10 protein-coding genes are annotated in these 12254 nt (G+C 47.1%); 6 read left to right on the top strand and 4 right to left on the bottom strand.

Going from position 1 to position 12254, the window contains the following annotated elements; all coding sequences use genetic code 11:
- Positions 1-6: 6 nt before the first annotated feature.
- The 4 genes from OCU74_RS20870 to OCU74_RS20855 all read right to left on the bottom strand — a co-directional run bounded on the left by OCU74_RS20870 (position 7) and on the right by OCU74_RS20855 (position 4761).
- The gene (locus OCU74_RS20870) at positions 7-1068 is read right to left on the bottom strand and encodes an ATP-binding protein (RefSeq protein WP_200807782.1); all 1062 of its coding nucleotides are present in this window, start codon (positions 1066-1068) and stop codon (positions 7-9) included.
- On the bottom strand, positions 1061-2215 hold the full coding sequence (gene nosP / locus OCU74_RS20865; RefSeq protein ID WP_087482589.1) for a nitric oxide-sensing protein NosP: 1155 nt from the start codon (positions 2213-2215) through the stop codon (positions 1061-1063). Before nosP ends, OCU74_RS20870 begins: the two co-directional genes overlap by 8 nt.
- Before the next feature lie 207 nt (positions 2216-2422).
- The gene (locus OCU74_RS20860) at positions 2423-3316 is read right to left on the bottom strand and encodes a helix-turn-helix domain-containing protein (protein WP_087482588.1); all 894 of its coding nucleotides are present in this window, start codon (positions 3314-3316) and stop codon (positions 2423-2425) included.
- A gap of 482 nt (positions 3317-3798) precedes the next feature.
- Positions 3799-4761, bottom strand: coding sequence for a transposase (locus tag OCU74_RS20855; protein WP_087482587.1), 963 nt, complete (start codon positions 4759-4761; stop codon positions 3799-3801).
- Between the two features lie 451 nt (positions 4762-5212).
- Between OCU74_RS20855 and OCU74_RS20850 the strand changes: the two genes are divergently transcribed.
- From OCU74_RS20850 to astB, 6 genes are all read left to right on the top strand, one after another.
- Entirely contained in the window at positions 5213-5611 is a 399-nt protein-coding gene (locus OCU74_RS20850; RefSeq protein WP_087482586.1) for a hypothetical protein, read from the top strand.
- A gap of 303 nt (positions 5612-5914) precedes the next feature.
- A complete protein-coding gene (locus OCU74_RS20845; RefSeq protein ID WP_087482585.1) occupies positions 5915-7129 on the top strand; it encodes a bifunctional succinylornithine transaminase/acetylornithine transaminase in 1215 nt (404 codons plus the stop codon).
- Between the two features lie 66 nt (positions 7130-7195).
- The gene (locus tag OCU74_RS20840; RefSeq protein WP_087482584.1) at positions 7196-8269 is read left to right on the top strand and encodes an arginine N-succinyltransferase; all 1074 of its coding nucleotides are present in this window, start codon (positions 7196-7198) and stop codon (positions 8267-8269) included.
- A 74-nt stretch (positions 8270-8343) separates the two neighbouring features.
- Complete coding sequence (gene astA, locus OCU74_RS20835; RefSeq protein WP_087482583.1) at positions 8344-9378, top strand: arginine N-succinyltransferase; 1035 nt, start codon at positions 8344-8346, stop codon at positions 9376-9378.
- Entirely contained in the window at positions 9375-10856 is a 1482-nt protein-coding gene (gene astD, locus OCU74_RS20830) for a succinylglutamate-semialdehyde dehydrogenase (RefSeq protein WP_087482582.1), read from the top strand. Before astA ends, astD begins: the two co-directional genes overlap by 4 nt.
- A 42-nt stretch (positions 10857-10898) precedes the next feature.
- Complete coding sequence (gene astB, locus OCU74_RS20825) at positions 10899-12239, top strand: N-succinylarginine dihydrolase (protein ID WP_087482666.1); 1341 nt, start codon at positions 10899-10901, stop codon at positions 12237-12239.
- Positions 12240-12254 lie beyond the last annotated feature (15 nt).

Here is a 12254-nt window from a genome sequence, read left to right as displayed (position 1 = left end):
AAAAATTCAGGAACGCTTTATCGGAAGATGTATGGTGAAAGTGGTTCCTTTCCCCAGAGTGGAATCAACTTCGATACGACCGCCGTGTTTTTCAATAATGCCATAAGTCACCGAAAGTCCCAGTCCTGTTCCTTTGCCAATCGGTTTGGTGGTAAAGAAAGGATCAAAGATCTGGGCGATGACTTTTTCATCGATTCCGACGCCATCATCACTGATTGAGATAACGACCTGATCATTGTCCATTGCTGTACGTATCGTAATGGTTCCCCACTCAGCAATGGCCTGAGCTGCGTTGACCAGCAAATTCAGGAAGACCTGATTTAACTGGGATGGTAAGCACTCAATATGGGGGATTTCTCCATATTCACGGACCACTTCTGCCTTGAACTTGATTTCATTCCAGACCACATTGAGTGTACTGTCGATACAGGCATGAATGTCTGCACTTTGCCACTCGGAGTCGCTGGGGCGTGAGAAGTCACGTAAATCCTGCACAATTCTGCGCACGCGTGCCACACCATCAATGGATTCGTGAACTAAGGTAACGATGTCCTGACGCAGATAGTCGATGTCGATCTTCTGTTTATGCGTTGCTATTGGTGCTTGTGACTCAGGTGATAACTCCGTTTCGCACCCTGAGTATTTATCAAGCAGCTGAAGCAACTGGCCAACATACTCTTCCAGCATATCCAGATTGGAATTGACAAAACCAATCGGGTTATTAATTTCGTGGGCGACACCTGCGGCCAGTTGACCAATAGATGCTAATTTTTCCGATTGCAGCAACTGATTATGGGCATCTTCCAGCTTTTTGATCAATTTACGCTGTTCTTCCCGTTCCCGGGTTAAATCGCGGTTTATCCGTTCATTTTCGCGTAATGCAGATTCCAGTTCCGCAGTCCGGCGACGCACCTGATTTTCCAGCATGACGGCATCCTGAAACAAGCCGTAATTCCCGGTCAGTTTGTTTGCCTCACGCTCTGCCCGATCCATCAGAGAAGTCACCACTTTGTTGAGACGCTCAATCTCCTGACGCAGGGATTCTGTGTCACTGTCCTGCTCAGACATCCGTTTCCTCCTTGCTACCAATAGCAACTCCGGTCAGTGTCTGGTTAATATGAACCCCGCCAAACTGCTCGCCATAGGTGCTGAACCCTACAGCGTTGTGTTGGCACAGCAGCTGTGTAACAGCCTCTTTGCTACCATTACGGGCCGCTTCTAGGCTGCGCAATATACAGTCACAAACCAACATTCCCTGAATATGGCCTAAGCTCTCTTCCAGTTCCTGAAGAGCCACTTCCAGTTTACCCAGAATGTCTTCTCCACGAGCGACTCTGAGCACCACACCTTCATCAATCGCACAATAAAATGTCAGGCTGCCATCAGGACTGGAGTGCTGGATCGAGCGGACAAAGTCAGTGCCATCAATCATCACGACAACCGGCCAGGCGGCAAAATGATCGGATGTCAGTTGCTCGGGTTTTACATTAACGATACGGGCATATTCTGCTGCTGCCGGTAATCCATTGATTTCTTTTACTATCCGGTTTTTTGCATCCACCTCGGTGACGACCATTCGTTCGTTGCTGGATACAAAATGCTGGGTTTTGAACAGGTGGAACGGCAGTGTCGTGTTGATCAGTATCAGCGCAGCGCTGTCAGTATGAAATTTACCATCGACGAATACCCAGGTTTGTTCAAGTTTCAGATCGTCACCGGCGGAACCGCCGATCATCTGAATGGTTCCCAGACCATCTTGCAGAGCATGAGTGACCGGTTCTTCCCGTACCGATAAACCATCAATCAGCAGCAATCCAAAACTACGATTGGTATCGACATAAGATTCTGAGCTTTCCAACTGACGAAGCAGATCCTGTGCAAAGTTTCGTCCACGGGAGATTTCAAAAGATTGCAGATTATCCAGATGGCCGACTACCGCTGTACAGCATGCAGCAGAAAAGCTCATGCCGGAAATGCTGTGCTCCAGATAACCAGAGGGACCAATTTCACCAGCAGTGGTACAGCCTACAACGGTGATGCCAGGTAAATGTTGATTGATTGCTACAGCCAGTTTTTGCAAGTCGTAATGGCTGGAGCAGAAGAAAACCACCAAAGCTATTTGTGGCTGAGCGATCTGGGCGCTCAGTTCTGCAACGGCTGCCTCAGCATCAGTTGCACAAGAATGACCTGTCAGAATCTGGTTTACCTTACCCATGACTTCCTCCAGTGATTGCTGTTGTGCTTTCTTAATCCTGAGAGCACAGTCCAGATGTGAAAATTATAGATAACACCTGTTTAGACTGTAGTCGATATCTGGCATTAGGGGTAATCGGGCTTCGGAAAATCAAATAGATGGCATGCAATAAAGGTTAATAAGAAGCGAATAAGGACAGGCACTTTAAATTTAGTGGAAGGCGTATTCTTATTTATATGTGTCTAATAAAATTATCAGAATTTTAACCATTGATTCTCGCTCACTTTCTCCAAGCCGTCTCAATGCTTCAACCGTCAGTCTCTCTCGAACATGTTGGATATGTTGAACCTGTCTGAGTTTATGAAATTCAGGGAAGTATTTCATTTCACTGGTAAAATTAACATGGGTATTGAGCTGAAAGCCTTGCATTACCCTAAACCCGATTGATACGGGGAAATGGGTGGTTTTATTGGGGTTTTCTAAAGCACTATAGGAGTGTTTTGATAAACCAAGAACTCTGGACATCGTAGCGATTGAGAGATTATTTTCCTCTCGGAATTTTTTTACTGCAATCGCGACGGAACGATAGTAATCAATGGCAAAAACGTCGAGATCCAGTATGTCAGGAGGGAATAGATGACTGTGGTCATCCATCTTTCCATATTCCGATTCTAGCTTGCTTCTGAACGTTAGAAATTCCAGCCTTGACTCTTTGTTTATCATGCTACAGATCATTGCCAGAAACGAGTCCAGAGTCTCTGTAGGCAAGCGCCCGATACAGGCAAGTGCTTCGACTAAGTTGCTGTTCATCCCACTATAGAACTTTTTTTTGCCTAAGTTGGTGAAAAATGCGGTCATTGGAACCATTGTGATCCATGAGTATGCAGCAACTATATGGAGAGGACGCATTGAAGGGTAGCTTTGGTGCATGTATCGTTTTAATGTATTCCCCTGAATTCCAGAGAATCGTCTTTCCAAGTGTTTGAATTGTAATCCCTGAATTCGTCTTATATAAGACATTGAAATGGAAACATCCAAGTCGAAATTTTTCATCATTTCATCTAGTCGGGATATTTCTTGTTCAGAAACTATCGAAAAAATTCGATTATTGGATGCCGACATAAAACCTAACCTTTGTAGTTATTGTTTAGTGATAAATATACTATGAATTACATAAGCGTAGAGGTTATTAAGTTTTCCAAATATGTCAATTTCATACGTGTTTCATTTTTGATTATGGCATGTATTTATATTCTCTTTAACATCATGTTATCAATATAATTCCACTTAATATCTGTTATGTAAATGACGACAACCTAATGCAAAGAAAGGTGGTTTGAAGGTATCTAAAAGAGTGTTATGCATAAATCTCAATTTAACAAGTGAATTTATAACAAGGACACACACCTTAAAAGAATACAGTGCTCACCATAGGGAATATACTCACATAGCCATCACTCTTCCCTATGGTACTCTCTGAAGTGCCCTTCTGATTTGGATCAGGCAATGAAAAGGTTAGTTGATTTTATGGAACGAAGACGTGAAATCATCAAGATATGCTCGCAATACACCAATAATTAAATTGGGTTTGGGGAACTTGTAGATTAAGAGATACAAATTCCCACTATCCGCTGTCGTTTGAGATGATGTTTGGCAAAGGTGATCCGTTCTGAGGTGCCAATCCAAATCCTCGGTTTCTTTTCAAGCTCGGTACAAAGGATAAGACATTCCTGTTGGGAGATGGATAGGCGGGTCAGAATATTTGGTTGTCGTTGGTTAATATATCCTTGTTTGCCTTCTCTGATTTGTCGCCCGAGCCAATCCACCAGTTCGATGTAATCCATTAGTCTGAAGGGAATTCCATACTGTTTCCCTTGGTGTGCGCATCCCATAAAATTGGCAAGTGGTGGTGTCTCGGTTTGTCCCTGTTTTAGTGTCATTAGCCGGGCTTTTATTGATGTATGTTCAGATTGTTCAGGAATTTCGGCAATATTGGCTCTGATAGGGTTGAGATCAACATAGGCCATTGCTGCCAGTAATGCTTTCTCATCAAGTAATACCTGAGATTTAAAGCGACCTTCCCAGAAGCGCCCGGTACATTGATCTTCTTTATTAGCCTGAACTGCAATTTCATAATTAATCTCCTTCATCAACCAGCTTAGGGAATAGAGTCGTTGACGCCAGGTTTCAATTATCTGATCACAGGCATCGTATTCTGCCTTAGAAAACAGTTGTCCAGAGATAAAACGCTCAATCAGCGGAGGCATCTGATGTTCAGTACACCATAGTTCAATTACTTCATATGCAGAAAGGGCCAGGGCTGCCTCTCTGTCAATGAAGACAACCAGATGGTAGTGGTTACTCATCACGGAGTAGGAGCAAATGCGAATACAATAAATTGCGGCTAACTCAAATATCCGTGATTCAACCCAATCACGCCGATGTTCATAAGATTTACCACTGTAACTATCGTAGCCACATAGAAATGAGCGTCGCACACACCGGGAGACGCAATGGTAGTATGGTGTGATTTCAGGACAAATCTGTTGTGAGCGAGCGGTTGTCATGGATTAGTCGGTATCGTGAAACATGTATGAATCGTGACTAATTAGACACGATAGAGAAAGTGGTTTGATGAACAATTACGAGTAAATTCAAAGTAATGGTTGATAAATGATATCGCTCTTTCATAAAGATGAGGACCGATTGACGGTGTGTGTCCCGTTTAATTGTTCAACGGTGTGTGTCCCATTTAATTTATCCCATTTAATTTACATGATGTTGACCATATTCTGGTATTGGTATTTTTCTCAATAAATAGCATCAGGCAGGTATGTAATAGAATTCATATATGTGATCAGTATTGTGGTATCCGACCACCAGCTTTCTGAAAAAGTGATAATACTCTCAGTCAGGAGATCACAGATAGAAACATGAATTGATTGTTATATGAAAATAAGTTCAAATGCTGCCGGAATAATTTGTTGTAAAATGTTAATTATGAAGGAGTTATATCGTATGAAATCTTATTTAACCATCGCTGTCGTTTCAAGTGTTTTATTTTCATTATATGCGAAGGCTGATGTTTATGAGTGTACCGATAAGTATGATCCTGAGAGCTGTGAAGTAAAAGGAGAAACCTCAAGTCCGATCTTTGCTAAAGGTCAGACAGGACAGGTACTCATGTATGATGATGCCGGTAATTTAGTTCCTCAGAGTTTGCCGGAAAAATCTGCTAAAAAATCAGTCGTTGTTTATCAATGCCCTAATGGAGTTGAAGGGAACCTCCCTGGAGGACAGTGGGGTTTTTATGGCTGTACGGGTCAGATCACTACATCTGCGACTTGTGACAACATTCATTACCCCCATGTTCAGACTCGCCAGTGTACAAGACTTGGACAATTAGGTGTTTTTTAATTTGTAAATTTGTTTATTGAAGAATTCGGTAATTTCGAACAATCAAATAAGAGCTAGTTGAACTCAAGAATTTTAAAGTGGGCAAGGTCGGTTGTACTTTTGACTAGGTTGACGTTGTGAGCGACGCACGTGAAGATAGTAAAAAGATAAAACTTGTCCCTTTTATTCAAAATCCCTCGTATGAAACATCTCCATCCCGGCGTAAAACTATAAAATCAGGTCAGATTTCCATAATCTTTTTCCCGCAAACTCCCTTAGTCTAAGAACCTAAGACAAATTTGTTCTCACCAGAAGAGGTTCATGATGAACAGCGATACACCTGTCAGGGAAGATTTCGACCATTATCTCGTTCCGACCTATGCACCTGCTGCTTTTATTCCCGTTCGGGGTGAAGGTTCTACCGTATTTGACCAGAGTGGCAAATCTTATATCGATTTCGCCGGAGGCATTGCCGTGAATGCCTTGGGACATGCTAATCCCGAACTACAAGAAGCATTAATGCAACAGGCAGGAAAGCTTTGGCATATGGGGAATGGTTATACCAATGAACCGGTGCTGGCGCTGGCGAAGCAGTTGGTCGAGGCTACTTTTGCTGAGAAAGTCTTCTTTTGTAACTCGGGGGCGGAAGCCAATGAAGCAGCTCTGAAGCTGGCCCGGAAATATGCACTGGAGCAGTCCGGGGCGGAGAAAAATGAAATTATTGCATTTACCAGCGCCTTTCATGGCCGGACGTTGTTTACAGTTTCGGCTGGCGGGCAGCCAAAGTATTCTCAGGACTTTGCACCACTGCCCGGCGGAATTCATCATGTTGCTTATAATGATCTTGATGCTGTCAGAGCAGTGATTTCAGAACGCACCTGCGCTGTGATTGTCGAACCGATCCAAGGGGAAGGCGGTGTGATTCCGGCGACGACTGAGTTTTTACAAGGGCTGCGGGCATTGTGTGATGAATACAACGCGCTGCTGATTTTTGATGAAGTTCAGACCGGAGTGGGTAGAACCGGCTCACTGTATGCGTATATGAATTACGGTGTGGAACCGGATGTGCTGTCGACTGCGAAAGCACTCGGCGGCGGTTTTCCCATCGGAGCTATACTGACAAAAGACCGTTACGCCACGGCGCTATCTGTCGGTAGTCACGGTACGACATATGGCGGTAATCCGCTGGCGACGGCAGTGGCCGGAAAAGCATTTTCAATTATTCGTCAGCCAGCGTTTTTAAGTGGCGTGGTCAGTCGCCACCAGTTTCTGGTCGACACATTGCAACAACTCAATCGGGAGCTGGCGGTTTTTCGCGACATTCGCGGAGCCGGGTTGTTGATCGGTTGTGAGCTGAATGAAACGTATGCCGGGCAGGCAAAACAAATCAGTCAGATGGCTGTTGAAGAAGGCGTACTGACACTGATTGCCGGACCGGATGTGGTTCGTTTTGCTCCGGCACTGAATATTTCTGCCGACGAGCTGGAAAACGGCTGCCAGCGATTCAGAGCCGCACTGACACGTTATGTACAAAAATAAACTTGAAGAACTGTACCGGAACAAGTTTGCATCAGGAAATCGGTTTTTGCCCAAGGATAGGTGTTGATGATTATTTTTCGTCCCGCTCAACTGAGTGACATCCAACAAATCGAACGTCTGGCTCATGAAAGTGGGCCGATGGTTTATACCTTGCCCGCCCAGCGTTCCCATCTGATTAAAAAAGTAGAACGCTCGATCGATTCATTCCGGCAGGATGTGTTTTCTCCGGGTGAGGAAAGTTATTTCTTCGTGCTGGAAGAAACCATGACCGGCCAGATTCTGGGAACCGGCGCGATCAACGCGCTGGCCGGGTATCAGGAACCATTTTATGCACTGCGTAATGATATTCTGATCCATTCCTCCCGGGAGCTGAAAGTTCATAGCCGGATTCATGCGCTGACGCTGAATCACGATCTTAGTGATCATTCTCAGCTCTGTTCTTTCTATGTTATTCCGGCGCTGAAAAACAGCCTTTATCCGGCATTGATTACTTTAGGGCGACTGATGTTTATGTCGATCCATCCGGAGCGTTTCACTAACGACTGGTTGGCTGTGATTCCGGGCGTTGCCGATAAGAATGGCCGGGCGCCGTTCTGGGAACATGTCGGCCGGAAGTTTTTCCGCATGGATTACAATCAGGTGGAATACTACAACGGCACCCGGGATAAAACCTTCATTGCCGAACTGATGCCGCACCATCCGCTGTATGTCCCGTTAATTGATGAAGAAGCTCAGGCGGTCATGGGGCAGGTTCATCCGGATGCGGAACTGCAATGTGGCTTACTGAGCGAGCAGGGATTCGAGCCCGATAAATATGTTGAAATTTTCGATGCCGGGCCGATTCTGACCGCCAACCGTAACACCCTTGATATCTGGCAGAACCACAGACTGTGCCGGGTAAAATTGGTCGAGCGTCTACCTCAGGCGCAGAAATATCTGATTGGTGTCAGTACTGAAACGGATTTCCGGGCGGTGATGGCTGAAGCATGGCTGGAAGGCTCGACACTACTGCTCGAAGATGAAGCGCTTCTGGCACTGGGAATCGCTAACTCCGGCAGTATAGAAAGTGGCAGACAGGTTTGGTGTTTTCCGGTCAATGACAGCTATTTTTCGTTCAGTGATTATATTTCCGTTCAGTGACGGTCTTTCCGTTCAGTGACGATCTTTCCGTTCAGTGACTATAGTGAACACAAGTGATTCAGGGATATTGAAAAATGATGGTAATCCGTCCGGTTGCAAGGAGCGACCGAAATGCAATAACAGAACTGGCGACGAAAACGGGGGTTGGTTTTACCTCGTTACAAGATGATGAAAGCCAGTTGAATGATCGGATTGAGCGGATGTTGCGGACCTGGGATCAACAGGCTCCGCTTTCAGAGCAGGGTTATCTGTTTGTTCTGGAAGACAGCGACAGTGGCAAGGTGGTTGGGATCTGCGGAATTGAGGCTGCTATCGGGCTGAGTGAACCTTGGTACAACTACCGGGTCGGCACATTGGTTCATGCATCCAAGGAGCTGGATGTTTACACGCAGATGCCGACGCTGTTTTTAAGTAATGATCATACTGGTTACAGCGAGTTATGTACGCTGTTTCTCGATCCTCAATACCGTCACGGTAAAAACGGGCATCTGTTGTCGAAAAGCCGGTTGCTATTTATTGCAACATTTCAGGAACGTTTTGCCGATAAGTTGATCGCAGAAATGCGTGGCGTCTCCGATGAACATGGACATTCTCCATTCTGGGAAAACCTTGGTCGCCACTTTTTTGCCATCGATTTTGCTCATGCCGACTATCTGACCGGCGTCGGGCAGAAATCTTTTATCGCCGAGCTGATGCCGAAACATCCGCTCTATGTTGATTTTCTCAGTGATGAAGCCAGAGCCGTGATTGCTCAGGTTCATCCCAATACCATTCCGGCCCGGAAAATTCTGGAAAGCGAAGGCATGCGTTACGAAGGCTATGTCGATATTTTTGATGCCGGACCGACACTGGAAGCTTATGTCAATGATTTACGGGTGGTGCGTAAATCTCAGACCCGAACCGTCGAAATCACATCAGCAGAGCCGACAGGAGAGATTCACTGTCTGATCGGTAATGAAAGTTTTGCCGGTTACCGGGCTATTACCGGAACTCCGGAAATCACAGAATCCCATATTTTACTGACCAGAGAGCAGGCTCAGGCACTGCATGTGACCAGCGGTGATACGGTCCGTCTGGCACCACTTTTTGCACAGGAGAATCTTTCATGAATCAGCCCAGTCTTTATATTAATGGTGTTTGGTCTGTCGGTAGCGGACAGCTAATGGAAAAACGGAATCCGGCCACTAATACCGTGATCTGGTCTTCTTATGCAGCCGATGTCGGAGATGTGGTTCAGGCGGTCAGTGCGGCCCGGCAGGCTTTTCTGCCCTGGTCGCAAACATCGTTGGAGCAGCGGATTGCGTTGCTGCAACGTTTTGTTGAACAGCTGACGGCCCGTAAAGATGAGCTGGCAGAAGTGATTGCCAGTGAAACCGGAAAAATTCGTTGGGAAGCGCTGACTGAAGTTCAGGGAATGATTAACAAAGTTCAGGTTTCCATTCAGGCTTATCACGAACGGACCGGTGAAAAAGTGACGGACATTCCGGGTGGCAAAGCGGTACTTCGTCATCGCCCGCATGGTGTGCTGGCTGTTTTCGGGCCGTATAACTTCCCCGGACATTTACCGAACGGTCATATCGTTCCAGCCCTGCTGGCCGGGAACTGCGTAGTGTTCAAACCTAGTGAACTGGCTCCCCGGACTGCCCAGATGACGATAGAAATCTGGCACAGTGCCGGTCTGCCGTCAGGAGTAATTAATCTGGTGCAGGGAGAAAAAGATACTGGTATTTCTCTGGCCTCCAATCATGAAATCGACGGACTACTGTTTACCGGCAGTGCCAGTACCGGTTATAGCCTGCACCGTCAGATGGCCGGACAACCGGAAAAAATTCTGGCGCTGGAAATGGGTGGCAACAATGCCATGGTGATCGAATCCTACGCTGATCTGGATGCGGCGGTGAATCTGGTTATTCAGTCGGCGTTTATTTCTGCCGGCCAACGCTGTACCTGCGCCCGGCGTCTGCTGGTCAAACAGGGAGAACAAGGTGATCGCCTGATTGAACGATTAGTCGAAGTGACCCGGAAGATTCGCGTTGGTCGCTGGGATGACGATCCTGCACCTTTCATGGGAGCGGTAGTCTCAAATCAGGCCGCAGAATCATTACTCAAAGCTCAGCGCAATTTCTGTAAAGACGGTGCTGTTCCTTTGTTGGAGATGACCCGGCCCGATCCGAATACAGCGATAGTGACTCCGGGGATTCTGGATGTTTCAGGGGCACATTATCTTCCTGATGAAGAATTCTTTGGTCCGTTGTTGACGGTGAACCGCTATCAGACACTGGATGAAGCGATTGCTATGGCGAATCAGACTCGCTTTGGTTTGTCTGCCGGAATTGTCTCGACCAGCCGGGCCGATTACGAACAGTTTGCTGCCGCCGCTCGGGCCGGAATTGTCAACTGGAACCGCCCGTTGACCGGTGCTGCTGCAACTGCGCCGTTTGGTGGCATCGGTGCGTCAGGTAATCATCGTCCGAGTGCGTTTTACAGTGCCGATTTCTGCGCCTGGCCGATGGCTTCGATGGAAGCCGATCAACTGGAGATGCCGGAGACGGTTTCTCCGGGACTGGATTTTTCCACAGCAGGCTAGTGATGAGGGAGTATTAGAATGAGTGAAGGAAAACAACCACTGCTGTCAGCCTATGAAGTTAATTTCGATGGGCTGGTCGGGCTGACACACAACTATGCCGGATTGTCATTCGGCAACGTGGCCTCGACCAGTAACAAAAGCCTTGCGGCCAATCCGAAGCTGGCAGCGCTGCAAGGGTTGATGAAAATGAAAGCGCTGACGGATATGGGACTGAAACAGGGCGTCCTTCCACCGCAGGAACGGCCTTGTGTCAGTACACTGCGTCAGTTGGGATTCAGCGGCACCGATGCGCAGGTGATCACGCAGGCTGCCAGACAGGCACCGGAAATTCTGTCGGCGGTCAGTTCGGCTTCTTCAATGTGGGTTGCCAATGCTGCAACGGTTTCTCCGTCGGCTGATACGCAGGATCGGCGGGTTCACTTCACGGTGGCGAATCTGAATAATAAGTTTCACCGGGCGATTGAAGAGGAGACAACCGGTAACGCGCTCCGCAGTATCTTTGCCGATCCAAAACACTTTGCCCACCATGCTGCATTGCCGCAGCAAGCGGTGATGGGAGATGAAGGTGCTGCCAATCACAACCGCTTATGCCGGAGTTACGGTGATGCCGGTGTCGAAGTATTTGTCTATGGTCGTCAGGCCTATGGTGGCGGGGCAGAACCACAACGTTATCCGGCGCGTCAGACCCGGGAAGCCAGTGAAGCAATTGCCCGCCTGCATCAGTTGAACCCGGAGCAGACAGTGTTCGTCCAGCAGAACCCGGCTGTGATTGATCAGGGTGTATTCCACAATGATGTTATTTCAGTCAGTAACGGGCCGGTGCTTTTCTACCATCAGGAAGCATTTCTCAATACGTCAGCAGCTTTTGCGGAGATCAGCCGTAAGCTGTCTGCGACCGGATGTGAGTTTGTACCTATTGAAGTACCGGGTTCACAGGTATCAGTTGCTGACGCAGTTAACACTTATCTGTTTAACAGCCAGCTTTTAACCAAAGCGGATGGTAAGATGTTGATTGTCGTACCGCAGGAAGCCCGTGAGCATAACGGTGTATGGGATTATCTTTCTGCGTTAACGCAAAGCGGTGGTCCGATCGATGAAGTGCAGGTGTTCAATTTACGGGAAAGCATGCGTAATGGCGGAGGACCGGCCTGTCTGCGTTTACGGGTAGTGCTGAATGAAGCTGAGCTTCAGGCAGCAAACTCCCATGTATTGATGAATGACCATGTCTACCAGACATTGACGAGCTGGGTTGAAAAACATTACCGGGATCGCCTTTCTGAAAGTGATTTGGCCGATCCGCAGTTGCTGACGGAAAACTGGACTGCCCTGGATGAACTGACCCAGATTCTGCATTTAGGATCCATATACCCGTTCCAGCGTTAAGCGTGGTGGGGAAGG

This window comes from Vibrio mangrovi (genome assembly GCF_024346955.1).
In the GTDB taxonomy this organism is placed as follows: domain Bacteria; phylum Pseudomonadota; class Gammaproteobacteria; order Enterobacterales; family Vibrionaceae; genus Vibrio; species Vibrio mangrovi.
The sequence above is the reverse complement of the archived record's forward strand: the minus strand, read 5'-3'. Positions and strand labels throughout refer to the sequence as shown.

What these genes read in the sequence shown, in the direction of transcription:
- OCU74_RS20870 (WP_200807782.1), bottom strand. Translation starts at nt 1,068, where the DNA reads ATGTCTGAGCAGGACAGTGACACAGAATCCCTGCGTCAGGAGATTGAG.
- OCU74_RS20845 (WP_087482585.1), top strand. Translation starts at nt 5,915, where the DNA reads ATGAACAGCGATACACCTGTCAGGGAAGATTTCGACCATTATCTCGTT.
- nosP (WP_087482589.1), bottom strand. Translation starts at nt 2,215, where the DNA reads ATGGGTAAGGTAAACCAGATTCTGACAGGTCATTCTTGTGCAACTGAT.
- astA (WP_087482583.1), top strand. Translation starts at nt 8,344, where the DNA reads ATGATGGTAATCCGTCCGGTTGCAAGGAGCGACCGAAATGCAATAACA.
- OCU74_RS20855 (WP_087482587.1), bottom strand. Translation starts at nt 4,761, where the DNA reads ATGACAACCGCTCGCTCACAACAGATTTGTCCTGAAATCACACCATAC.
- OCU74_RS20850 (WP_087482586.1), top strand. Translation starts at nt 5,213, where the DNA reads ATGAAATCTTATTTAACCATCGCTGTCGTTTCAAGTGTTTTATTTTCA.
- OCU74_RS20840 (WP_087482584.1), top strand. Translation starts at nt 7,196, where the DNA reads ATGATTATTTTTCGTCCCGCTCAACTGAGTGACATCCAACAAATCGAA.
- astD (WP_087482582.1), top strand. Translation starts at nt 9,375, where the DNA reads ATGAATCAGCCCAGTCTTTATATTAATGGTGTTTGGTCTGTCGGTAGC.
- OCU74_RS20860 (WP_087482588.1), bottom strand. Translation starts at nt 3,316, where the DNA reads ATGTCGGCATCCAATAATCGAATTTTTTCGATAGTTTCTGAACAAGAA.